General features: G+C 51.8%; 21 protein-coding genes. 3 read left to right on the forward strand and 18 right to left on the reverse strand.

Going from position 1 to position 23,538, the window contains the following annotated elements; genetic code table 11:
* Positions 1–167: 167 nt before the first annotated feature.
* Positions 168–1,199 (reverse strand): AI-2E family transporter, encoded by a 1,032-nt coding sequence (locus tag QOS01_RS05385; protein WP_283621427.1) that lies wholly within the window; start codon positions 1,197–1,199, stop codon positions 168–170.
* A 135-nt stretch (positions 1,200–1,334) separates the two neighbouring features.
* Between QOS01_RS05385 and QOS01_RS05390 the strand changes: the two genes are divergently transcribed.
* Positions 1,335–2,513 (forward strand): SAM-dependent methyltransferase, encoded by a 1,179-nt coding sequence (locus QOS01_RS05390; protein WP_283621428.1) that lies wholly within the window; start codon positions 1,335–1,337, stop codon positions 2,511–2,513.
* Between the two features lie 81 nt (positions 2,514–2,594).
* Here QOS01_RS05390 and QOS01_RS05395 read toward each other — a convergent pair whose 3' ends face one another.
* The 17 genes from QOS01_RS05395 to deoC form a co-directional block, all read right to left on the reverse strand.
* Positions 2,595–3,539: an L-lactate dehydrogenase gene (locus QOS01_RS05395; RefSeq protein WP_283621429.1), complete on the reverse strand. Its 945-nt coding sequence runs from the start codon at positions 3,537–3,539 to the stop codon at positions 2,595–2,597.
* 161 nt (positions 3,540–3,700) lie between these two features.
* A complete protein-coding gene (locus QOS01_RS05400; protein WP_283621430.1) occupies positions 3,701–4,366 on the reverse strand; it encodes an NAD(P)H-dependent oxidoreductase in 666 nt (221 codons plus the stop codon).
* Positions 4,367–4,422: 56 nt separating this feature from the next.
* Positions 4,423–5,058, reverse strand: a complete 636-nt coding sequence (gene pyrE, locus QOS01_RS05405) for an orotate phosphoribosyltransferase (RefSeq protein WP_283621431.1) — start codon at positions 5,056–5,058, stop codon at positions 4,423–4,425.
* A gap of 1 nt (position 5,059) precedes the next feature.
* A complete protein-coding gene (gene pyrF, locus QOS01_RS05410; RefSeq protein ID WP_283621432.1) occupies positions 5,060–5,785 on the reverse strand; it encodes an orotidine-5'-phosphate decarboxylase in 726 nt (241 codons plus the stop codon).
* The gene (locus QOS01_RS05415) at positions 5,782–6,708 is read right to left on the reverse strand and encodes a dihydroorotate dehydrogenase (RefSeq protein WP_283621433.1); all 927 of its coding nucleotides are present in this window, start codon (positions 6,706–6,708) and stop codon (positions 5,782–5,784) included. Before QOS01_RS05415 ends, pyrF begins: the two co-directional genes overlap by 4 nt.
* A gap of 370 nt (positions 6,709–7,078) precedes the next feature.
* Positions 7,079–8,314: an L-lactate MFS transporter gene (locus QOS01_RS05420; protein WP_283621434.1), complete on the reverse strand. Its 1,236-nt coding sequence runs from the start codon at positions 8,312–8,314 to the stop codon at positions 7,079–7,081.
* Between the two features lie 251 nt (positions 8,315–8,565).
* On the reverse strand, positions 8,566–8,946 hold the full coding sequence (locus tag QOS01_RS05425) for an AzlD domain-containing protein (protein WP_283621435.1): 381 nt from the start codon (positions 8,944–8,946) through the stop codon (positions 8,566–8,568).
* Between the two features lie 11 nt (positions 8,947–8,957).
* On the reverse strand, positions 8,958–9,809 hold the full coding sequence (locus QOS01_RS05430; protein ID WP_283621436.1) for an AzlC family ABC transporter permease: 852 nt from the start codon (positions 9,807–9,809) through the stop codon (positions 8,958–8,960).
* A gap of 132 nt (positions 9,810–9,941) precedes the next feature.
* Positions 9,942–11,072, reverse strand: a complete 1,131-nt coding sequence (locus QOS01_RS05435) for a sensor histidine kinase (RefSeq protein ID WP_283621437.1) — start codon at positions 11,070–11,072, stop codon at positions 9,942–9,944.
* 26 nt (positions 11,073–11,098) lie between these two features.
* Positions 11,099–11,788 carry a response regulator transcription factor gene (locus QOS01_RS05440; protein WP_047768956.1) on the reverse strand — a complete coding sequence of 230 codons (690 nt, stop codon included), beginning with the start codon at positions 11,786–11,788 and terminating at the stop codon, positions 11,099–11,101.
* Between the two features lie 97 nt (positions 11,789–11,885).
* Positions 11,886–12,893 carry an LCP family glycopolymer transferase gene (locus tag QOS01_RS05445; protein WP_283621438.1) on the reverse strand — a complete coding sequence of 336 codons (1,008 nt, stop codon included), beginning with the start codon at positions 12,891–12,893 and terminating at the stop codon, positions 11,886–11,888.
* 139 nt (positions 12,894–13,032) lie between these two features.
* Positions 13,033–14,175, reverse strand: a complete 1,143-nt coding sequence (guaB, locus tag QOS01_RS05450) for an IMP dehydrogenase (protein WP_283621439.1) — start codon at positions 14,173–14,175, stop codon at positions 13,033–13,035.
* A 70-nt stretch (positions 14,176–14,245) separates the two neighbouring features.
* Complete coding sequence (locus QOS01_RS05455) at positions 14,246–15,196, reverse strand: sugar-binding transcriptional regulator (RefSeq protein WP_283621440.1); 951 nt, start codon at positions 15,194–15,196, stop codon at positions 14,246–14,248.
* 104 nt (positions 15,197–15,300) lie between these two features.
* A complete protein-coding gene (gene deoD / locus QOS01_RS05460; RefSeq protein WP_222258512.1) occupies positions 15,301–16,011 on the reverse strand; it encodes a purine-nucleoside phosphorylase in 711 nt (236 codons plus the stop codon).
* Between the two features lie 16 nt (positions 16,012–16,027).
* Positions 16,028–17,326: a pyrimidine-nucleoside phosphorylase gene (locus tag QOS01_RS05465; RefSeq protein ID WP_283621441.1), complete on the reverse strand. Its 1,299-nt coding sequence runs from the start codon at positions 17,324–17,326 to the stop codon at positions 16,028–16,030.
* 29 nt (positions 17,327–17,355) lie between these two features.
* Entirely contained in the window at positions 17,356–18,549 is a 1,194-nt protein-coding gene (locus QOS01_RS05470; RefSeq protein WP_283621442.1) for a phosphopentomutase, read from the reverse strand.
* Positions 18,550–18,595: 46 nt separating this feature from the next.
* On the reverse strand, positions 18,596–19,273 hold the full coding sequence (gene deoC, locus QOS01_RS05475) for a deoxyribose-phosphate aldolase (RefSeq protein ID WP_283621443.1): 678 nt from the start codon (positions 19,271–19,273) through the stop codon (positions 18,596–18,598).
* 307 nt (positions 19,274–19,580) lie between these two features.
* Here deoC and QOS01_RS05480 point away from each other — a divergent pair, with 307 nt between their 5' ends.
* A complete protein-coding gene (locus QOS01_RS05480; protein ID WP_408612463.1) occupies positions 19,581–20,969 on the forward strand; it encodes a glycoside-pentoside-hexuronide (GPH):cation symporter in 1,389 nt (462 codons plus the stop codon).
* A 20-nt stretch (positions 20,970–20,989) separates the two neighbouring features.
* Entirely contained in the window at positions 20,990–23,287 is a 2,298-nt protein-coding gene (gene yicI / locus QOS01_RS05485; protein ID WP_283621445.1) for an alpha-xylosidase, read from the forward strand.
* Positions 23,288–23,538: the final 251 nt, after the last annotated feature.

Below are 23,538 nucleotides of genomic sequence, written 5' to 3' on the forward strand. Positions count from 1 at the left end.
ACAATTTTAAAGAAAATGAGCAAGCCAACGATCCTTTTTAGCTCATTGAGGCCGTAATGACGGCATTGCTAAGCGGATAATTAGCTTGCTCACCATTTACTATTTTTGTTCGTAATAAATTTGTTTTTTCTTTTCAATTTCCATTAATGTACAGGATTACACAAGACTCAGGCTCGCCGTGACTTACGGTGGTGGTGAATCGACTTAACACCGAGGATGTCAAGCAGGAAGGTGAAGATGGGGACCCCGACAATGAGACCCCAGGTACCCCAGAAGTGCTCGCTGACCAGCAGAACCACGAAGGTGTAGAAGATTGGCAGATCGGTCTGGCTGGACATGAACTTGGGGTTCAAAACGTAGGCCTCGATGGCGTGGATAACGATCACCATGATGATAATGTAAACCACGTCCCGCAGGCCGCCAACAGAGTAGGCCACCAAGCTGAGGGGAATCGTAGAAATAATCACCCCGGCAACCGGTACCAGGCTGAAGATGAAGACAATCAGCGCCAACGCAAAAATCTGCGGCATCTTCATCACGGTCAGGCACACCGTTGTAATCACCGTGTTGCAGATGGCGATGAAGAATTGGGCCTCCAAGACGACCCCGAAGGTATTGGTAAACTTCTTACCGAAGTAGGCCACGTCCTGGAAGAACCAGCTGAACTTGCTGTCGAGGAAGAGCAGGGAGAAACTTTCCATCTGGTCAAGCTCCAAGGTGTAAAAGAAGCTCAAAATCAGTGACAAAAGGAAGGTCGCAGTCACGACCCCAATGCTGGTCAGCGTGCTGACGGCGAGTGAGATGCCATGCTTCACCTGGTTCATAATCGTCGCCGTGCTGACGTAGTGGTTAATATAGTGGTAAAAGGCCGTTGTGTCGTTGGTCTCGTAGAACTTCACCACCGAATTAACCATTTTGATAATTTGGCGAACCAGGACTGGCAGGTACTTGGTAACCCCGAAGTACAATAGCAAAAGCAACAGGACGTAGGTCACCACCGTAATGATGGCTGGCGATAGTTTGGGAAGCCACCGTCGGACCAGGTGGACCCAGTTAACGACGATGTAGGTCAGGATAAAGGTAAACAAAATCATGTTCATCATTGACCGGACCATCCAAAGGACCACGATAATTATCGCGAGCACTACAAACCGTCGCAGCTCCACATTTTTAATAAAGCGATGCCAAGCATCAACCATATGATCACCCTTTCTCATCATTATAATTATATAAGGATTTTCAAATATTTGGGAGATTTGAAACTTCTTTTCCTTGAATTAATTTACGGGGTGTTATAATAATCCTATTAATTTGAGAAAGAAGGAAACGTTGAAATGCTAGAAAAGACGTTCTACAAGTCACTGCTAAGCCATTCATTTACGATCCCAGTTAAGGTTGTCTTCTGGGATGGCAAGAGCGTGGTTTACGGTAACGGCGACCCCGAGGTAACCATCACCTTTAAGGAGAAGATTCCGATTCGTGATGTTACCAAGAACGCCTCAATTGCCCTCGGAGAAGCCTACATGGACGGTAAGATTGAAATCGATGGCAGCATCCAAAAGCTCATTGAATCCGTCTACGAAAGCGCCGGTAGTTTCATGCGCAGCTCTAAGTTCCGGAAGTTCTTACCAAAGCAAGGGCACTCCGAAAAGGAAAGTCAATCCGACGTCCAAAGTCACTACGACGTGGGGAACGACTTCTACAAGCTCTGGTTGGACGACACGATGACCTACTCATGTGCCTACTTCACGGATGGCAACTGGGATGACCTGACGAAGGCCCAGGAAGCCAAGGTTCACCACATTCTGAAGAAATTGGACCCGAAGCCTGGCAAGACCCTCTTAGACATTGGTTGTGGCTGGGGAACCCTGATGCTGACCGCCGCCAAGGAATTTGGCCTCAAGGTCACCGGGGTCACCCTGAGTGAGGAACAGTTCCGCTTTGTCCAACAGAAGATTAAGGACGAAGGCTTGGAAGACGTTGCCGAAGTCAAGCTAGTCGACTACCGGGAGCTCGGTGACCAGACCTGGGACTACATCACCTCAGTGGGGATGTTCGAACACGTTGGTAAGGAAAACCTGGGCCTGTACTTCAAGGACGTTCAACGCTATCTCAGTAATAACGGGGTGGCCCTCATTCACGGAATCACCCGGCAACAGGGTGGGGCCTACAATGGTTGGATCAACAAGTACATCTTCCCTGGTGGCTACATTCCCGGCCTGCAAGAAATGGTTGGTCACATTGTCGAAAACCACATGCAACTGGCTGACATGGAAATGCTGCGCCGCCACTACCAACACACCCTGGAGATCTGGGACGCCAACTTCAACGCCAACCGGAACCAGATCCAGGATATGATGGGTGAACGCTTCACCCGGATGTGGGACCTCTACCTGCAGGCATGTGCCGCTTCCTTCGAATCCGGAAACATCGATGTTATCCAGTTCTTGATCACTAAGGGGCCTTCTGGCAAGAACCTGCCGATGACCCGGGACTACATGTACAAGGACTAAGAGTTAAAGTTAAAAAGCTGGAAGAAAAGCATCCAAGTGCCTTTCTTCCAGCTTTTTTATTATCAGGAGTGGTGTTCCTGCTTATTCCGCTGCTAACTTTTGGGCAGTCTCGTCAAAGCGAGTCCGAATGTAGTTTGCTGACTTGGCTAACTTCTTTTCCTCATCGGGCGTCAAGTTCAGCTGCAGTTGCTTGACCACCCCACCGTTGCCAATGATAGCAGGGTAGCCGCAGTAGGTCCCGTACTCCTCACGGAAGTTGGAGCACGGCAGCTCAATGTTGGCATCGTTAAGGATGGCGGTAACCAACCGGAAAGCGGCCGCCGCAATCCCGAAGTTGGTGTAAAGCTTGCCGTGGAAAACGGTGTAACCGCCGGCCTTGGTGGCTTCGGCAAGGGCGTCTAAGTCCAGGTCATCACTGGCGGCAGCGAGGTCGGTAATGTTTTGACCGAGGACACGGACCTGTGACCATGCCGCAAACTGGGAGTTGCCGTGTTCGCCCAGTGCGTAGCCGGTTACCGAACGGGGATCAACGTTTAGGGCCTGACCAACAACCTTGTGGAGGCGGGCGGTGTCAAGCAGGGTCCCAGTCCCAATCACCTGGTTCTTTGGCAGACCGGTGTACTTTTGGAAGAGAGCCGCAATGACGTCGCAGGGATTACTGATTGAAACCAGGACACCGTTGAAACCGACCTCCTTCAGTTTGGTCCCGACTTCCTTGGCAGCGTGGCTGTTCACCTTTAGTTCCATGAAGCGGTCATGCTTGACATCGTCATTTTGGATGCCAATATCGCCAACCGCGATCACTACCACGTCGGCATCACTCAGGGCCCCGTAATCATTACGAAGGACCTTTGTGTGGGTCGGCAGGTTCGCCGCTGCGTCCTCGAAGTCAGTTACGTTCGCGTTCAGTTTCTTTTCGTTTGTATCAATTAGGACTAGCTTATCCACGGTCCCGGTCACCAACAGATTATTCGCCAGGGTCTCACCAACGTGCCCTTGGCCAATCACACCAACTTTTCGTGTCATACTTATCCGCTTCTCTCTAATATTCTTTCCATGTTTCTAATAATATTTTAATGATACTTTAATCGTTACGACGGTGAATGTCAACCGTTTCTGTAAAATGGCCAAGAAATAAGCCCGTAAATTCAGCAATTAAATGCCGGATTTACGGGCTTTATTCATTTCTACTTTAATTCTTCGTAAATTGCCGTCAGCGGTTGCCGAACCTTAGGCTTGATTGACTGGTCGCGGTAACCGAAGCTGACCATTACCGAAACGCGCCAGTGCTGCGGGTCGATAATTCCCCGCTTGCTTAGGTATTCGTTCATCTTCGCGTAGTTGAAGCCCACAATCGGACAGGAGTCAATACCGAGCTCGGTTGCTGTCGTCATCATGTTTGCCATTGCAATGTAGGTCTGCTTGCTGGCCCAATCAAAGAGCTCCTGGTCATTCTTAATCCCCAGGTCGTTTTCCTGGAAGTGCTTGAAGGCCTGGGAAGGCTTTGAATCTGGTGAGTATTGGTGGTGCTTAACGTCAGACACCAGGTGACGAACATAGTCGCTGTCGTAGGTCACGTCTGTCCGTGCCAGGATCAGCAGTAACTTGTCGGCCCCGTCGAGACTATTAGCCGCTCCCCAGGCGAAGGGCCGAATGTCCTTCTTAACCTGCGGGGAATTAATCAGGATAAACTTCCAAGGCTCATAACCAAAGGAACTAGGTGAAAGCCGGCCCACTTCTAAGATGGTGTGCCAGTCTTCCGGAGAAATGTACCGCTGCGGGTCGTACTTTTTGGTTGCGTAACGTCGGTTAGCCGTCTCCAGAACGTGTTGGCGAATTCCTTCCTTATCCATTAATAATCACTCACTTTCTGTAAGTATTATAACAGACTTTCAAAAAAATCCTTTGCCTAGTGCTTGGCACTCCAAGCCGCCGGATCCTGTCGCCACTCATTCAGAGAAGAAAGGTGGGCTTCACTGATCAGGCCATTTTCCTTGGCGACGTTAACCAGGGTCGGATAGTTGGTAACGGAGTAGTAGTTCAAGCCGGCCGCCGCGAAGTTCTTGTCCGCCGCTGGTAATTGGTAAGTAAAGACGGAAACAACGCCAATGACCTCCGCACCAGCCTTGTTGACCGCGGCGACCGCGTTGAGGACGCTCCCACCAGTGGAGATCAGGTCGTCAATCACGACCACCTTTTCACCGGCCTTTAGGACCCCTTCAATTTGCTTGCCGCGACCATGGTCCTTGGGCTTGGACCGCACGTAAACCAGGGGTTTCCCCAGTTCTTCGGCCACCCAGGCGGCATGCGGAATTCCCGCCGTCGCGGTTCCCGCAACCACGGCGACTTCCGGGAAGTGTTCCTTAATCAGGGCAGCCATCCCCTGGTAGATGGATTTCCGGACTGCCGGGTACGAAATCGTTAACCGGTTATCGGTGTAAATTGGTGAATGCAGGCCACTGGCCCAGGTGTAAGGCTTGTCGGGGCTCAGGGTTACCGCGTGAATTTCCAAAAGGTCCTTAGCAACTGTTTCTGCGTAACTCATCTTAATCTTCCTCCGTTAAAAATTCTTCTTCAATCTCCTGGTATGCTTTGACCGGGTCCGCACTTTGGGTGATCGGCCGTCCGACCACAATGGCGTTGCTCCCCAGGTCATGGGCCTGGTGGGGAGTGACGACCCGCTTTTGGTCCCCCTTAGCAAAGTTCTGCGGCCGGATCCCCGGGGTGACACAGAGAAAGTCCGGACCCGTTACCTGGCGAATTTCCTGAACTTCGTGGGCTGAGCAAACGACCCCGTCCGCGCCGGCCTTCTTCGCCAGCTGGGCGTAGGACTGGACTGATTCCACCAGGGACAGGTCAACGTGCTGCTCGTCGTGTAAGATTTGCTCGTCAATTGAAGTTAGCTGTGTAATCGCCAGCAGCTTCGGTGTCGGAAGGCCGGCAGCCTGTGCCCCTTCCTTCAGGCCCGTGGCTCCGGCGGCCACCATTTCACTCCCTCCAGCAGCGTGGATCGTGGTAAAGTCGACCCCCAGCTGGCCGAGGACAAACATTGCCCGCTTAACGGTATTGGGAATGTCGTGGAGCTTTAAGTCCAGGAAAATCTTAAAACCGCGGCTTTGGGCCTCCTTAATTATTTCCGGGCCAAAGTGATAGTACAACTCCATCCCAATCTTGAGGATTGGCCGCGGCTCAACGGTCAGCCGGTCAAACAGGTCCAGCGCTTCGTTTTTTGTGGCAACATCAATTGCCACCATTGGTGAATATCGTTTCAAAACTTTACCTCCCACAGGTCCGTCAACTTCTTAACTCCATACCGGTCCATTACCAGGGGCAGGTCCGCCACAATCCGTGGGCAGGCCAGCGGGTCATGGAAACTGGCAGCTCCCACCTCGACGGCATTGGCCCCGGCCATCATGAATTCCAGGACATCCTCAGCGGTTTCAATCCCCCCAACCCCGATGATTGGCAGGCTGGAGACAGACCGGACCTGGTGAATCATCCGCAGGGCCAATGGCTTAATGGCCGGGCCCGATAAGCCACCGGTAACGTTAGCCAGGACAGGGCGCCGGGTCTTGAGGTCGATGCTTAATCCGGTCAGGGTGTTGACCATTGTCAGACCATTAGCACCACCCCGTTCGGCCGCCTGGGCCAGGGGAACAATGTTGGTAACGTTCGGGGTCAGTTTGACGTAGATCGGTGTCCCCGCAGCCTGCTTGACAACCTTCCGGGTCAGGTCTTCTAAGACCGCTGGGTCGGTACCCATCGCCAGGCCACCGTGCTTAACGTTAGGGCAGGAAACGTTCAACTCAATGGCGTTGACTTCCGGTGCCTGACCCAACTGGTGGACGACCGTCTCGTATTCCGCCGTGGAGAAGCCGGCCGCACTCGCGATGATTGGCAAGTGAGGATAGTGGGCCTTCAGCCAGGGCAGCTTTTCGTTCACGACCGCTTGGATCCCCACGTTTTGCAGGCCGTTGGCGTTTAACCAACCGGCACTCGTTTCACAAACCCGGGGCTGGGGGTTCCCCGACCGGGCATGCAGGGTCGTCGACTTCAGTACCAAGGACCCTAGCAAATTCAAATCATAGTTACGGGCAATTTGCTGACCATAGCCACAGGTACCGCTCGCCGGGATAACCGGATTCTTTAGCGATAGGCCAGGCAGCTCGACTGCCAACCGTTGTGCTTCTTCCATCAGAGAATGCTCCTTTCGCGCAATCAAAAACAGCGCCCACTTAATCCCTCCTGGTTAAGTGAGCACTGTGCTTTTTCTCTTCTCTTAAACAATGCCAAACACCGTACCGTTTTGCTCTCACAGGAGTCAATTAAATGGTTTTCGTATTCAACAAAATACCCTAGATTGATTGATGGTTCCGCACCCGATTCTTGGAACCCACTACTGGCGGCTGGAGAAATTCTGTAAAATAAAAGCCTCCTTAGCAGTGGGCTAAGAAGACCGTTTTTGGTAACGCACAATTGAAATCCTTCTTAGCCTCTCTGGACTAGTTTAAAGGTAAATTTGTTAGTAATGATAATAACGGCTATCGGGCCAAAAGTCAACACCCCTAGTCGACTCCCTTAACCGCCCGGTGAGCAACAAAGTCCTTTTGAATCAGGACGGAAACGAGCATTGCCAAAACATCAATAATTACAAAGACAACCAGCGTGACGTAGTAATTATGTAAGACCTGATGCGTGTATGACAAAAGGATGGGCCCCACCATTCCGGCGGCCGCCCAGGCGGTGAGGATGTAACCGTGGATGGCGCCCAGTTGCTTGGTACCAAAGACATCCCCCAGGTAGGCGGGGATTACTGAAAAGCCAGCACCGTAGCACGACATCAGCAAGCACAGGGCCAGAGCAAAGACGAATGGTGTCTTAAAGAACAAGAGGATAAAGAGCATCACAATGTCCAACACGAAGATTAAGCTATAGGTCAACGGGCGACCAATATAATCGGACAGGGTTGCCCAGGCCAACCGGCCAAATCCGTTGAAGAGGCCGATGATTCCAACCATCACAGCGGCGGCCGCAGCAGTCATCGTCGTCATGTTCTGGGCCATTGGAGAAGCTGCCGAAACCAGGCCAATCCCCGTGGTGATGTTAATAAAGAACATGAACCAGAGGAAAGCAAACGTCCGGGTCTTTAACGCTTGGTTGGCCGTCAGTTCCTGGCCAGTCAGGCTAACCCGTTGGGCATTTGCCGCAATTGCTTGCGGTAACTCATGGGGCCGCGGCTTTTTAATAAATTGGGCCGCAATAATCATAACTACAAAATAGAAGATCCCCAACACATAGAAAGTATTAGCAAGGCCGACAACTGCCATCAGGTGTTGGGCAACTGGCCCTGTCAATAAGGCCGCAAAGCCAAAGCCCATGATTGCCAGGCCGGTTGCAAGCCCCCGCTTGTCCGGGAACCAACGAATAATGGTTGAAACCGGGGTAACGTAGCCCGAACCAAGGCCGAGGCCACCGATAACCCCGTATGCCAGGTATAGCAGCCAGAGCTGGTGACTTTGGACCGCCAGCCCAGTCAGGGCAATTCCGCTACCGTAGCAGATGCTGGAAATCGTCCCCGTAACGGTCGGACCAAACTTTTCTACTAGTCGACCCATGAACGCCGCTGACATTCCCAGGAAAAAGATTGCTAAACTAAAGGCAAACGAGACCGCCGTTTCCTTCCATCCCGTCTGCTGCGCAATTGGTTTTGTAAACACACTCCAGGCGTAGACGCCACCAATCATCAAGTGAAGAACAACTCCCGCAAGGGCCACACCATATCGATTCCTTGTCTTTACCATTAACCCCGTCTCCTTTTCTACAAAAACACGAACAATAAATAAATAATGTCCGGATTAATTCGGTGTTTAAAAGGTATCATAACATTAGTGTAATAACAAGGGGAATTTTTGATTCTAATCAAGTCCTAATTTTAAGGCGTTTCCATTCCGAATATTCGCTTATGCTAGCTTTTAAAATACGAACATTAAAAAAGGTCAGCTTCCAATTGACTTACAATCGAAAAGCTGACCCATAATCGTTATCCTTAGTATTAAATTACCATGCTCAACAGCCAGACCGCAACTAATCCCCCAATCACAGAGATTGACATCGATCGGGTAAAGTAGGCAATTACCATTACAATCAAAGCCGCAAAGATTTGTTCTACGTGGACAAAAGGCACAAAGTGATAACCAGCGGTGGTGATGAAGACGTTCTTAACGACCAGGGCGGTGAATAAGCTCACCGGGACGTACTTCATCCACTCGTTAAACCATTCCGGAATTTTCCGCGTCGAGAAGAAGAGAATTGGAAAGTACCGTGGAATGAACGCCGCAATTGCGGCCAGTACAATTACCACCAGGTGATATAAGATTTTATTGTGACCGATGTCAGCCAGTAACACCGGTGCATTACTAAGTAGTTGTTCCATCTTTATCCCCACTATTTACCGTCCGTCTCGTCCTTGCCTGGTTCTACCGGGCCATTCTTCTTCAGCTCACTGCGTTCCTGCTGGTCCTCAACCGTTGTCCGGGTGATCTTCGGCCGGAACATCTTCGTTAAGAACCAGTTCTTTTCCGGAACCTTGCTGTGGTGACGAACAGTGTTCTCAATCAGGAAACCAATAAACGATGCGATCAAAGTAGCAATCACAACCCCAAGGATGCTGTGCGTCAAAACCATAAAGAAGACCGCGAGAACTGCCGTCAGCAAGCTGATCAACAGGGTCAGGTGGTTTTGAACTTGCATCACAATCATGTACAGGAACAGGGCCGTTAAGGCAAAGTCAACCACCTCAAGGTTGATTGAAATCGTACTCCCAATCAGGCCCCCGACCATGTTCGCCACTGACCACGAAAGCAGTGAGTAGTGTTCAACCAGCAGGGCGTCCTTTGGTGTCCACTTCTTATCCGTTGCAAATTTCAAGTAGTTGATCGCATAGTTTTCGTCGTTCATCGAAACCGCAAACAGCCAGATAAGGTGTTGAGATTCGTTTTTAATGTACTTAGATAAACTAGAACCCAGTAACGCATACCGTAGTTCCAAGAAGAACAAGGTTACAAATATTGATGATAGTGGTGCGTTAATCGTCAGCAATGAAGCTAAAATAAATTGGGCTCCACCAGAGAAAACAACGATTGATACAACCAGGGTCATGATAAAGTTGAACCCCGCCGCATGTAACAAAATACCGCAAGCCAGCCCAATTGGGATGTAGCTTAGGCATAGTGGCATGGCAATTCCGAGGACCTCCAGCCACCGTGCTTTTTCTGGATTTATTTGTGCTTTAGCCACAGAATTTCCTCCAATTATATGTCAACATATTGATAATTAAGGCGACACAATGCCCTTTAAGTCTAACATACAATAAATTACTTGAATATAAATAAGCAGAAAATTTCCCGGGAAATTTTCTGCTTTTGTTTATTATTTATTCACTTGTTTTAAGGGGAGACTGACAATGAAGGCTGTCTCATTATCATCAGACGTTACCCGGACACTTCCGTGGTGCAAGTCGACGATACTTTTGACGATTGCCAATCCCAGACCGGTACCCCCGGTTGCCCGCGACCGTGACGCCTCGGCACGGTAAAAGCGCTCGAAGATATGGTCAACCGACGCCTTCGGGATTGGGGTCCCATCGTTGGCGACCGTTACCACCACATGGTCAGCCTTTTGCCGGGCGTCCAGGCGGATGTAACTGGCCCCATTCCCGTATTTCAGGGCGTTGGCAACCAAGTTGCTAAATACCCGGCCGAGTTTTTCGGGGTCGGCTTCGATCATCAGCGGGTTGGGAATCACCTTTGATGTGATCTCAATTCCCCGGTGCTGGGCCTCTAACTCAAAACTGGCCGTTAGCTGTTCAAGCAACTGGTTGAGGTCAACCCGCATGATGTTGACCGGGGCGCCGTGCTGCTGGACCTTCGTGTATTCAAACAGGTCCTCGACCAGGTTCTTCATCTGCTTGGCTTTCTCGTAGGCCGTATGGGTGTATTTCAGGATATCTTCCTCATTTTGGTACTGCTTGTCCTCAATCAAACCCAGGTAGCCGATGATGGAAGTCAGTGGGGTCCGCAGGTCGTGACTGACGTTGGTAATCAGCTCGTCTTTTGACTTTTCAATCTTTCGTTCGTCGTCCATGGACTTAACGGCACTGTCAACCAGGGCGTTAACGGAGCTGATCACGTGCTGTTGGTTGCCCTTCAAACGGAAGGGAATCCGGTGGTCCAGGTGGCCCTGGGCAATGTAGTGGAGTTCGGCGATGATGTGGTTCATCTGATAAAGGTGGTACCGCCGCCGGAGCCGCCACCAGACGACCCAAATGTCGATGATCACGAAGATGATAATTAGGATCCGCTGGTAGCTCCAAATCTGTGTTTGTAGTGGGCCGACCCGTAACGATTGCTTAATCATGAAGATCCCGTTCGTCACCCCCGGATTACTCTGGATGACATCCTGGATAATCGTAATAATCGCCATGTTGAGGAGGACCAGCAGGATGACGGTCACGACCCCTTCAAAGATTAATGAACTTTTTTCCCGTCCCGTTAACTTCACTCTTTTACCCCCAGGAAGTGATTAGATTAGTGGTTTTCAACCTTGTAGCCAACGCCCCAAACGGTTTGGATGACCTTCTCACCGTTCGTGGCTTCTTCGATTTTATCCCGCAAGTGGCTCACGTGGACCATGACCGTCTTGGCGGAGACAACACTCTCCTGTTGCCAAACCCGTTCAAAAATGTCGTCAGCGGAGAAGACCCGGTTCGGGTGACTGGCCAGCAGGTAGAGGATCCCGAATTCGAGGGCCGTCAACTGGATAACGTCTCCCTTGATGGTCTTAACCTCGTGAGAATCCTTGTTGATGATCAGCGGGCCCACGTTTAAGACGTCCGGTTGGTCATTGGTGACCTCGCCCTGGGTCCGCCGCAGCAAAGACTTTACCCGGGCCATTACTTCCAGGGGGTTAAACGGCTTGGTAACGTAGTCGTCCGCCCCGGAAATCAGGCCCTGAATCTTATCCATATCGGCCGTCTTAGCGGAAAGGACCAGGATCGGGATATCGGAGTCTTTCCGGACCTGCTTGATGACCTCCATCCCGTCCATTTCGGGCATCATCAAATCCAAGATGACCAGGTTAATGTCCGGTGTCGTGTTGAGCTTGGTCAAAGCTTCCTTACCGTTGTAAGCGGCAACCGGCTCGTAACCCTCATTACGAATGTAAATCTCCAGTAATTGGACAATTTCCTTATCATCATCAACAACTAAAATCTTCATTATATGGCCACTCCTTATTTATTACGAGTACTCTAGTTCAATATTATAGCTGACTTTCTTGGTAAAACGATTATTTTGCCCCAGCTTTAAGGAAATATTAGTTATCCGCGTCCAAGTTGGCGGTTTCCAGGCCTAAGCTCTTCCGAAGCAGGTTCGAAACCCGTTGCTGTTCGTCTCGCGGAACTACTTCAAAGGCTTGACCATCCTCTTCGTCACCCTTCCCCTGGGCGTGGTCCTGACCAATGTTCTTCGTTGCCTTCCGGTAGTGCCGGGCCAACTGGAGCATGTCATCAAATGTCAGGTCAGTCTTGGAGTTGTCTGAGATGGACTTCAGGAACTTCTGGTTGAGGACCGTCTTGTAAGAAACCGACTTCTTCAAAAGGGCCTTAATGATTAGCTTCTGCCGCTGCTGCCGGCCATAGTCACCATTCGGATCGTCGTACCGCATTCGGCTAAAGCGTAGGGCCTGGGTGCCGTTCAGGTGGTAGGATTGCCCCTTTTCAAAGTGACTCCCTTCGTAGTCAAAGGTCAACGGGGAGGTGACCGTGACCCCACCGACTTGATTAATCGCCTTTTTCAGGCCACCCATGTTTACCAGGACGTAGAAGTCAACGGGGATATTGAAGTACTTTTGAACCACGTTGATCGTTTCCTTGACCCCACCGTAAGTGTAGGCCGCGTTGATCTTGGCCGGCGAGTCGTCCGGGTAGCCCGGCAGGTTAACCTTCATGTCCCGGGGAATGCTGACAATCTCCGACTTGTTGGTCTGGGGATTAATCGTCAGCAGCATGATCGTATCCGTTCGGCCCTTGTACGACCGGCCAAGGGCCCCGGTATCCGTCCCCAGCAGCAGGATGGACACTGGCCGCCGCTGCTTTAAAACCTTCTGACCGTCCCGCCGCCGGGTCGCCCCCGCCGACGTGTACATGTCATTGGTAGTGACCTTGACGTTGTGCCAGGCAACGAAGCCGTAGATCCCAGCAACGACTACCAACAACAAGACAATGATTCCAAAAATCTTCCACCCGCGATGGCGCGGGCCCTGGTTTTGTTGCCGGTAATCGCGCCGGCGTTCAAAATGTTCCTGTGGTTCTTGATTATCCATAGTTATGTCCCCCAAATTGTGCATCCGATTTCAATATCGATTGTACCAGTTTACCCGGTCCCGTGCATGGTTACGCAGTAAAAAGAAAAGCCCAGGACGACTTCTGGATCGTCCTGGGCTTTTCTTATATACTTAACGCTTATTTGTAGTTTGGAGCGGCCTTCGTGATTTGAACGTCGTGTGGGTGGGACTCCCGCAGGCCGGCGTTCGTGATTTGAACGAATTGGGCCTTTTCGATCAAGGTTGGGATGTCAGGGGCACCAACATAACCCATCCCGGAGCGCAGGCCCCCGTCGATTTGGAAGACAACGTCGGAAACGTCACCCTTGTACTTAACCCGGGCTTCAATTCCTTCAGGAACAAGCTTGTTGGCCTCGTTTACCCCGCCTTGGAAGTAACGGTCGGAGGAACCGTGGGCCTGGGCCATGGCACCAACGGAACCCATCCCCCGGTAAGCCTTGTACTTAACACCCTGGTCCTCAAAGATCTGTCCAGGTGCTTCGGTCGTTCCGGAGAGCATGCTCCCCAGCATTACCGCGTTTCCACCAGCAGCTAAGGCCTTCACAACGTCACCAGAGTACTTGATCCCCCCGTCGGCGATGATTGGCTTGCCGTATTCACGAGCAACGCAAGCGGCATCGTAAATGGCCGTAATCTGGGGAACACCAACACCGGCAACCACCCGGGTAGTGCAGATGGAACCAGGGCCAATGCCGACCTTCACAACGTCCACCCCGGCATCATAAAGGGCCTTGGTGGCTTCACCAGTTGCCACGTTCCCGGCAATCAGGGTAACGTCAGGGAAGTGGTCGCGGATTTCCTTGATCTTCCGCAGCACCCCAGCAGAGTGACCGTGGGCCGTATCGATCACGATGGCGTCGGCACCAGCCTTCAAAAGGGCCTCTGCCCGTTCAAAGGTGTCGCTGGTTACCCCAACGGCGGCTGCACAGAGAAGGCGGTTTTGGTCGTCAACCGCTGCCCGAGTGGCACTAGCGGGAACAACCACACTCTTAACGTTGGCAACTTCCCCTGCCTGGGCTTGGATTGACATATTCTTATGAACAACGCCAAGGCCACCTTGAAGGGCCATCGCAATTGCCATTGGTCCTTCGGTAACAGTATCCATTCCGGCACTAATCAATGGAATATTAAGCTTAATATTCTTAGCTAAGCGGGTACTGAGGTCAACCTCATTTGGTAAAACGTGACTTTCGGCGGGAATCAGTAAAACATCATCAAAAGTTAAGCCCTTTTTGGCAAACTTTGTGTCCCAATTTGACATTGATCATACACACTCCTTAATTTTGGTTAGGTCAATGCTACTAGGAATTAGGCACAAAATCAAGAAAAAGTTAAGATTTCGGCGAAAAAGCTAGTAAATCGTTCGCACTTTCCTGATCAATTACCAGGGTATTGGCGTACCCAGCCGTCAAAGCACCATTAATTGCCGGGACCTTAGCCACATTGGCCGCCACCAGCACGCTGTGTTTCTTCTTCCGGAGCTCCGTCAGGTCAATGCCAATTGTCCGCTCGTTAATGTCGTGGTCGACCACCCGGCCACGGGAGTCAATAAAGCGGGAGAAGGCATCCCCAACCGCCTCATTTTGGAGCTTCTCCTGCTCCTCTTTTGTAAAGTAGCCGAGCCGGAAGAGGAGGGCCGAATCCCGAACGGTCCCGACTGTGAAGACCGCGATGTCCGCTTCCTTCCCAAGACGGAGGATGTACTTGATATGGGTATCATTGGCCACCAGCTTCTCGGTCTTTGCGTGGTCAAAGATGACCGGCACCGGCAGGTACTGGGGAAGGGTGTGAAAAGCGTTGGCAAAGGTATTGACGGTTTCAAAAGCGTAGTTCTTCGTCTCGGTATTAGCAACGCTCCCCTTCATCTGAACGACCTTGACCCCACTAACGTCCTTGGGCGCAATGTGTAAGGCAACGTGGTAGAGGGTCCGGCCCCAACCCAGGCCGAGGATGTCATTGTCCTTGACAATTTCCTCAAGGTACCGGGCCGCCGCCGTTCCCACCTCTTCCAGGGGGTTATCCTTGCCCGGAACAATGATGACCTTTTTAAGGGTCGGGTATTTTTCTAGTAACCGGGTGCGTAGCTGGTCGAGGGGGGCCAGGGGGTTATTGATTTTAATGGTTACCAGCCCCTGGTCACGGCCAAACTGCAAGAGGCGCGACACCGTTGCCCGGGAAATATTCAGTTCGGTCGCTATATCTTGCTGGTTATAACCCTCCCGGTAATACAGGGTGGCCACCTTGAGGGCCTGGCTTATTTTCTTGTGATCGTCGCTTTCCATTGCTCTCCTCCTTACTAAAATAAGGGTCCGCAACAGAATGACTCTGTAGCAGGCCCTTATTTAATTCATCAAATGGCCGCTTTTCCACGGTCCATTATATACCATTACTTACCAGCGATTGCTGTTTCCAGGGAAATGTTGATCATGTCGTTGAAGGTCTTCTCCCGTTCTTCGGCGGTCGTCTTTTCCTCACCAAAGATCAGGTCACTGACGGTCAGGACGGACAGTGCCCGGAAGTGGAGCTTAGCGGCGAGGAGGTAGAGCCCAGCAGACTCCATTTCCGTCCCTAAGATGCCGTAGTCCCGCAGCTTCTCCATGTCTAATTCGTCGTTGTAGAAGCGGTCAGCCGCAAAGATGTCACCGACCTTGGCATCGATACCCAACTTTTCGGCAACGTGGTAGGCGGAGTCAAGCAGCTTAAAGTCGGCCAACGGGGCGTAGTGGAAGCCCGGGCCGAAGGTGTTCATCGTCACTGCCGAATCCGTTGAGGAACCCTGAGCCAAAATAACGTCACGCAGGTGAACATCTGGTGCAATTCCCCCACAAGAACCAACCCGGATGATTGTCTTTACGCCAAAGAACTTAACCAGTTCGTTAATGTAGATTGACATGGACGGGATCCCCATGCCAGAGCCCTGAACAGATACCCGGTGGCCCTTGTACTCACCGGTGTAGCCAAAGGCGTTCCGCACGCTGTTAACCTGCTTAACATTTTCCAGGAAGTTTTCGGCAATGTATTTTGCCCGGAGCGGGTCACCCGGAAGTAAAACTGTGTCTGCGTAGTCGCCCATTTGGGCACCAATATGTGTACTCATCGTTGTTCCTCCTCAATTATTCGATAATTTCGTGAATCAGTTGCGGTTTGTCATAGTGGTCGCTGATGACGATGCTTTCGTCGAGCAGCTTTTCGACCGCCGGGGCCTTCTCCTGGTTGCTGTAAATGGTCAACAGGGTGTCACCAGCCTTGACCTGGTCGCCCAGTTTATGGTGGAGTTCAATTCCCACACTGTAGTCCAGTTGGTCGTCGGCCTTCTGCCGGCCACCGCCCAGGAGCATGCTGGCGGTCCCAATTTCATCGGCTGCCAGTTTGCTTACTACTCCGGCACGCTTGGCCCGGTACGGGATTTGGTACTTTGCCTGGGGCATCACGGCGTAGTCATCAATTACCCGGGGGTCGCCACCCTGGGCGATTACCATCGCCTTAAAGCGGTCCAGGGCCGTCCCATCCGCAACTACCTTTTCCAGCAGTTGCCGGGCGGCTTCTGGCGTCTGGGCCTTGCCACCCATTACGACCATGTAGCTTCCTAGTGTCAGAACTAGTTCGGTCAGGTCAGCGGGGCCCTTCCCCTTGAGGACATCAATTGACTCCTCAATTTCAAGGGCGTTGCCAACCTTGTTGCCCAGTGGCTGGTTCATGTCGGAAATCACGGCCATGCACTGCAGGCCAGCCTGCTTGCCAATGTCGACCAGGGCGTGAGCCAGGGCCCGCGACTGGTCCAAGGTCTTCATGAAGGCCCCAGCACCGGTCTTAACGTCAATCACCAGGGCATCTGTCCCCGACGCAATCTTCTTACTCATGATTGAGCTGGCGATCAGGGGGATTGAGTCCACCGTGTCGGTGACGTCCCGCAGGGCATAGATTTTCTTGTCCGCGGGTGCCACTTCACCGGTGGCCCCGACAATGGCCAATTTCTCCCGGGCAACCTGGTCAATGAAGGCCTGTTCGCTGATTTCAACCTTAAATCCGGGGATAGCCTCCAGTTTATCGAGGGTCCCACCAGTGTGGCCCAGGCCCCGGCCAGAGATCATTGGTACCGGGATGCCAGTGGCGGCCACCATCGCCGCGAGGGGCAGGCTGACCTTGTCACCAACGCCGCCCGTTGAGTGCTTGTCGACCTTCACCCCGGGAATCTTGCTTAAGTCCAGGTGCTCACCTGAGTGCATCATTTTCATCGTCAGGCTCGTCTGTTCCGCGCTAGTCATCCCCTGGAAGTAGATGGCCATCAGCAAGGCCGCAATTTGGTAGTCGGGAATTGACCCGTCAACTACCCCATCCACGAAAAACTGTAGCTGGTCATCGGTTAAGGTCTTCCCATTTCGTTTAGCGTCAATAACGTCGACCATTCGCATCGTCAGCGCCCCTTTCCTCTTAACCGCGCTTAGTCGTTACTAATTTCCTTGTAGAAGCTGGTGCCCCGTACGGAGTCAACGTTGAAGTTCTCCAGAACAGTGGCCCCGAGGTCGGAGAAGGTCTTCCGTAGGCCGAGTGACTGGTTAGTCTTCTTCATCGATGGGGAGTAAACCAGCAGCGGGACGTTCTCACGGGTGTGGTCCGTCCCCCGGAAGCCAGGGTCATTCCCGTGGTCCGCGGTGATCATCAGCAGGTCGTCCGGCTTCATTTCCTTGAGAACCGTCCCCAAACGCTTGTCAAAGTCCATCAGGGCCTGACCAAAGCCCTTTGGATTCCGCCGGTGGCCGTACATGGCATCAAAGTCCACCAGGTTGGTGAAGCAGAAACCAGTGAAGTCTTGCTTCATCACTTCGTCAACGTGGTCCATCCCGTCCATGTTGCTTTCGTTATGGTAGCCCTTGTCAATTCCTTGACCAGAGAAGATATCGTTAATTTTACCAACCCCGATGACGTCGTAACCGGCAGCCCGCAGGCGGTCCATATCGGTCTCACCAATCGGCTTCAGACTGAAGTCGTGCCGGTTAGCGATCCGGGTGAAGTGGTCCTTGTCGGGGCCGACGTATGGCCGGGCGATAATCCGTCCCACGGTGTATTCAGGGCCGTTAACCAGGGTCCGGGCGTATTCACAGATCTTGTAGAGTTCCTTAACCGGGATCACGTCTTCGTGGGCGGCAATCTGCATTACGGAGTCCCCAGACGTGTAGAGGATCAGTTCGCCGGTCTTCATCTGCCGTTCCCCGTAGTCGTGGATGACTTCTGTCCCGGAGTAAGGCTTGTTGACAATGACCTTTCGCCCGGAGAACTTCTCCAGCTTATCAACGATTTCTTGGGGGAAGCTGTTCGGGAACGTCGACAGTGGCTTCATTACCGGCAGGCCCATCATTTCCCAGTGGCCGTCCATGCTGTCCTTACCAGCAGAGACTTCCTCCATCTTACCGAAGTCCCCGATGGCCGGGTCAGCGACAGGTACCCCTTCGATTGGTGTATCCCGGAGGTTGCTGATCCCCATCTTAGCCAGGTTAGGCAGGGCCAACTTACCCTTGTAGTATTCGCCAACGTGGCCTAACGTATCTGACCCAACATCATCGAACTTATCCGCATCGTGCGCAGCACCAGTACCAACCGAGTCCATTACAATAACAAATACACGTTTATATGACATCTTGACCCCTCCAGTATCCAGTCTCAATCAGGTCGACAGGTAAAAACTAGTCTTGCTTAGCAGCTTCTTCCAAAATCTTAACGGAAGCGGAAACCCCGAGCCGGTTGGCACCAGCTTCAATCATGTCGTAGGCTTCAGCCAGGCTGTGGATCCCACCAGCAGCCTTGATCTTAAAGTCTGGGCCAACGGCTTCCCGCATCAACTTAACGTCTTGGGCCTTGGCACCGGAAGTGGAGAAGCCAGTAGACGTCTTAACGAAGTCCGCGCCCCCCTTAACGGTCAGCTTGCATGCCCGGGTCTTTTCTTCGTTGGTCAGCAGGCAGTTTTCGATGATGACTTTCAGGAGCTTGCCCTTTTTGTGGGTTGCTTCGGCCACGGCCCGGATGTCGTCTTCCACGGCTTGGTCGTTCTTCCCCTTCAATTCACCAATGTTGATCACCATGTCGATTTCATCGGCCCCGTCTTCAATCGCCTGCTTGGTTTCAAAAACCTTGCTGGCTGTCGAAGTGGCTCCGAGAGGGAACCCAATCACCGTGCAGGTATTGATGTCCGTACCCTGCAGACCTTCGTGAACACGCTTGACCCAGTATGGGTTAATACATACGGAAGCAGTATTGTACTTCCGGGCTTCTGCAACCGTCTTGTCAATCATGTCAGCAGTGGCCTCAGGCTTCAGCATCGTGTGGTCCATATACTTGGCTAATTGTGCTTGGGTTAATTTCATTATTTAGTCTCTCCTCTTTTGTGAATTCGCTTACATCAAACTACACCCCTAGTTTATCAGTTACCTGAACAATTGTCCATAATATTTCCGAACATTTTTTCAAAAAGTAAAAGCTTTTATGTATTCCTTAGTAAAATTATTTTTTCCTTAGCAAAGTCTCGGTATCAGTAGCGTTTGCTGCCCTCCCTAACCAGGCAGCAGTAAAAAAGCGTTTACATTTTCAAACAAGGGTGGTATTCTCGGTTTGTTCGTATGTTAGACTAACTTACAACCCATGTAATCATTTATTATTGAGGATGTGATTCTATTGAATAACGCTGCTACTGCAAGCGCCGACGTCAAATTGCCATGGCGTCAGAAATTTGGTTGGGCAACCGGTGACTTCGCCCAAAACCTTATCTACACCACCATTTCAACGTATTTGTTGTTCTTCTATACAAACGTTTACGGCCTCCCCGCTGCCGATGCGGCAACGATGTTCTTGATTGTCCGTCTGATTGATGCCATCAACGACCCGATCGTCGGGACCTTCATCGACAAGCACACGACCCGCTTTGGTAAGTACCGTGGCTACCTCCTTTACATGGGGCTGCCCCTGGCGGTAATGGCCATCCTTTGTTTCCACGTGCCAAACCTTGGCCAAATGGGCAAGCTTATCTACGCCTACGTTACTTACGTCGGCCTGTCCGTTATCTATACGACAGTTAACGTCCCATACGGCTCTTTGAACGCCGCCATGACCCGGAATAACAAGGAACTGGTTTCCATGTCCTCCATCCGGATGGTCCTGGCCAACCTCGGTTCCTTAGCGGTTAGTTTTGGTGTCCCCGTTTTCGTTAAGCTGTTCTCCGGCGGCCACTACTCGGGTGCCGCTTCTCAGACCGGTTGGTTCTTAACCATGGTCCTTTACGGGATCGCCGGGGCCTTAGTGCTGGTATTCTGCTTTAGCCAATCCGTTGAACGGATCCACATGCCCGCTGATACTGAAGCTTCTGTTAAGGTTTCTGACCTCTTCCACCAACTGAAGATCAACCAACCACTGCGGACGCTGGCTATCTTCTTCATCATTACCTTTGGTTTAATGTCCATCGTTAACTCCGTTGGGGCCTACTACATGACCTACAACGCCCACAACGCCGGCTTGATGCAATGGTACAACCTGCTGGGAACCCTGCCGGCCTTCATCACGGTGCCCCTCACCCCTTGGTTAAACCGTAAGTTCGGTACCCAGGCCCTGATGCAAGGGAGCCTGCTGGTCACGGTTATTGGTTTCCTGATTATGTTCCTCGTTCCCGCAACGAACATCACCTGGACCTTCATCGGCCGGACCGTTGAAGCCGCCGGGGTCACCCTTTCCACCGGGTTCCAGTGGGCACTGGTTCCCCAAACCATCACTTATGGTGAATGGAAGACCGGGAAGCGGGAGAACGGGATTGTCAACGCCATTGTCGGCTTCTTCTTCAAGTTTGGGATGGCCCTTGGTGGGGTTGTTCCTGGCTACGTCCTGGCTGCATTTGGCTTCGCTGCCAACCACACCCAAACTGCCCACAGCCTGTTCGGAATCCGGATGGTTACGACCATTATCCCAATTATCGTCACTGTCTTGGCCATGATTGTCTTCGCCTTCTACCGTCTTACTGACGAAAAGGTTGAAAAGATGAACGCCGAAATCGCTGCTCGGAACCAAAACAACTAATCTAAGAAAGGAAATTTATAATGAAGTTTACTAATGGTTATTGGTTAACTAAACCTGAATACCAAATCAACCACCCCGAAGAAAGTTTCACCGCTAAAAAGGACGACCAACGGACAATGAGTGTCTTCGCTCCTTACAAGCGGATTAACAACCGAGGTGACGAATTGAACATCGGGATGACCACCATCAAGCTGACATCCCCATTGGAAGACGTCATCGGGGTCAAATTGACCCACTTTGACCAGGACACCCACGGTCCATCGTTCAAACTGACCGACCAGCAACCGGATGTCGCAATGAACATTAGTGACCAGGCTGCTAGCTACCAAAGTGGGCGCCTACAAGTCAACATCCCGCTCCACCAGGAATTCGCCCTTAACTTCAACGCCGACGGCAAGGAAATCACGGCCTCCCGTTACCGTGCCCAGGGTGAAATTACCAACATCAAGAACCACAAGCACTACATGCGTGAACAGCTCTCCTTGGGCGTGGATTCACACGTCTACGGCCTCGGGGAACGGTTCGGTAACTTTGTCAAGAACGGTCAAGAAGTACGGACCATCAATAAGGATGGGGGGACTGGTTCTGACCAGGCTTACAAGAACGTCCCATTCTACATCACTGACAACGGCTACGGGGTTTTCGTCAACCAACCAGAACCCGTCGACTTCGAAATTGCTTCAGAAAACGTTGACCGGGTCCAATTCAGTGTTGAAGGTGAATCCCTGGAATACTTCGTTATCTACGGCCCAACCCCACAGGAGATCCTCCACAAGTACACTGAATTGACCGGGAAGATTCAACTGCCACCGGCCTGGTCATTTGGCCTGTGGCTGACGACTTCCTTCCTAACCGATTACAGTGAAAAGACCGTCATGAAGTTCATCAACGGGATGGCAGAACGGCACATTCCGTTGGACGTCTTCCACTTCGACTGCTTCTGGCAACGGGACTTTGAATGGAGCAACCTGACCTGGAATAACGACGAATTCCCCGACCCCGAAGGACTGATCAAGGAAATCCACGACAAGGGAATCAAGGTCTGTGTCTGGATCAACCCTTACATCGCCCAGAAGAGTGAGATGTTCAAGGAAGGGAAGGCCAACGGTTACCTGGTTAAGCGGACTGACGGCAATGTCTGGCAGTGGGACCTCTGGCAAGCCGGCAACGGGTTCATTGACTTCACCAACCCCGCCGCCGTTAAATGGTTCCAGGCCAAGCTCAAGGCCCTCCTCGACATGGGCGTTGACTGCTTTAAGACGGACTTTGGTGAACGGATTCCAATGGACGACGCGGTCTACTTTGACGGGTCTGACCCGAAGCGCGAACACAACTTCTACACTTACCAGTACAACAAGGCGGTCTTTGACGTAATCGCCAAGGAACGGGGCATTGACCAAGCGGTGGTCTTCGCCCGTTCCGCCACGGTTGGTTCCCAGCAGCTTCCGGTTCACTGGGGTGGTGACTGCCTGTCGACCTTTAAGTCCATGTCCGACACCCTCCACGGTGGCCTGTCCTTCTTGAGTTCCGGGTTTGGATTCTGGAGCCACGACATCGGTGGTTTCGAGGATGGACCCGACACACCAACTGCGGACCTGTACAAGCGGTGGACCCAATTCGGTCTGCTTTCCTCGCACAGTCGGTACCATGGTAGTGATGTTTACCGGGTTCCGTGGAACTTTGACGACGAAGCGGTCGAAAACACCCGGAAGTACGTCGACCTCAAGCTGTCGCTAATGCCTTACCTCTACACCCAAGCTGCCCACAGTGCCGCCTTTGGTAACCCGTTAATGCGGCCGATGTGGTTCGAATTTGGTGACGACTACAACACCCACACCATCGCCAACCAGTACATGTTCGGTAGCCAGATTCTTGTTGCCCCCGTCTTCAGCCCTGAAGGCAACGTCCACTTCTACCTGCCCGCCGGCAAGTGGACCAGCATTGTCCAAGATGGCGAAAGCTACGACGTTCCCGAGGGTGGTAAGTGGCTCACCAAGCACTACGACGAACTTGACCTGCCTGTCCTGGTTCGTGACAATACAATCCTGGTCAAGCACGAGAAGCCAGCCCACGCTGACTACGACTACACGAAGGACGTCGACATCCACCTCTACGACATGCATGAGGGGACAACGACCATCAGTGTTGTGGACAATCACGGTAAGGATGCCGGCAGCGTCACCGTTAAGCGCAACGGCAGCCAGTTCAGTGTCACGACAAAGGGCCTGAGCGGCAAGCTAACCGCCTTCGTTCACGAAAACGGTAAGTTGGTTGCTCAAACCGACCTTAAAGAGGGTGAGGCCGCAATTAAGCTTTAACCAATTGATATCCCTTAAAAATAAATAATACACAGAGCAAGTTAGTGAAAACGACCACCAGCAAATGTTGGTGGTCGTTTTTTGTATGTGGTAGATTGTAAAATTTAAGTTGAACATTTTAGTGGACAGAAAAACCTATAAAGGTCTTTAATGGTGTCGCTAAACAAAATCCATGAAAGAAGGACCTTTATGGGCACCACTATTTTATCATTTGAAGACCGCATTGTCATCGAAACGCTTCGTCATGAAAA

The sequence above is a fragment of the Limosilactobacillus avium genome (genome assembly GCF_947381485.1).
Classification (GTDB): domain Bacteria; phylum Bacillota; class Bacilli; order Lactobacillales; family Lactobacillaceae; genus Limosilactobacillus; species Limosilactobacillus avium.

What these genes read in the sequence shown, in the direction of transcription:
- pyrE (WP_283621431.1), bottom strand. Translation starts at nt 5,058, where the DNA reads ATGAGTTACGCAGAAACAGTTGCTAAGGACCTTTTGGAAATTCACGCG.
- QOS01_RS05425 (WP_283621435.1), bottom strand. Translation starts at nt 8,946, where the DNA reads ATGGAACAACTACTTAGTAATGCACCGGTGTTACTGGCTGACATCGGT.
- QOS01_RS05465 (WP_283621441.1), bottom strand. Translation starts at nt 17,326, where the DNA reads ATGCGAATGGTCGACGTTATTGACGCTAAACGAAATGGGAAGACCTTA.
- QOS01_RS05440 (WP_047768956.1), bottom strand. Translation starts at nt 11,788, where the DNA reads ATGAAGATTTTAGTTGTTGATGATGATAAGGAAATTGTCCAATTACTG.
- QOS01_RS05470 (WP_283621442.1), bottom strand. Translation starts at nt 18,549, where the DNA reads ATGTCATATAAACGTGTATTTGTTATTGTAATGGACTCGGTTGGTACT.
- QOS01_RS05415 (WP_283621433.1), bottom strand. Translation starts at nt 6,708, where the DNA reads ATGGAAGAAGCACAACGGTTGGCAGTCGAGCTGCCTGGCCTATCGCTA.
- deoC (WP_283621443.1), bottom strand. Translation starts at nt 19,273, where the DNA reads ATGAAATTAACCCAAGCACAATTAGCCAAGTATATGGACCACACGATG.
- QOS01_RS05395 (WP_283621429.1), bottom strand. Translation starts at nt 3,539, where the DNA reads ATGACACGAAAAGTTGGTGTGATTGGCCAAGGGCACGTTGGTGAGACC.
- deoD (WP_222258512.1), bottom strand. Translation starts at nt 16,011, where the DNA reads ATGAGTACACATATTGGTGCCCAAATGGGCGACTACGCAGACACAGTT.
- guaB (WP_283621439.1), bottom strand. Translation starts at nt 14,175, where the DNA reads ATGTCAAATTGGGACACAAAGTTTGCCAAAAAGGGCTTAACTTTTGAT.
- QOS01_RS05455 (WP_283621440.1), bottom strand. Translation starts at nt 15,196, where the DNA reads ATGGAAAGCGACGATCACAAGAAAATAAGCCAGGCCCTCAAGGTGGCC.
- QOS01_RS05420 (WP_283621434.1), bottom strand. Translation starts at nt 8,314, where the DNA reads ATGGTAAAGACAAGGAATCGATATGGTGTGGCCCTTGCGGGAGTTGTT.
- QOS01_RS05390 (WP_283621428.1), top strand. Translation starts at nt 1,335, where the DNA reads ATGCTAGAAAAGACGTTCTACAAGTCACTGCTAAGCCATTCATTTACG.
- QOS01_RS05385 (WP_283621427.1), bottom strand. Translation starts at nt 1,199, where the DNA reads ATGGTTGATGCTTGGCATCGCTTTATTAAAAATGTGGAGCTGCGACGG.
- QOS01_RS05400 (WP_283621430.1), bottom strand. Translation starts at nt 4,366, where the DNA reads ATGGATAAGGAAGGAATTCGCCAACACGTTCTGGAGACGGCTAACCGA.
- yicI (WP_283621445.1), top strand. Translation starts at nt 20,990, where the DNA reads ATGAAGTTTACTAATGGTTATTGGTTAACTAAACCTGAATACCAAATC.
- QOS01_RS05445 (WP_283621438.1), bottom strand. Translation starts at nt 12,893, where the DNA reads ATGGATAATCAAGAACCACAGGAACATTTTGAACGCCGGCGCGATTAC.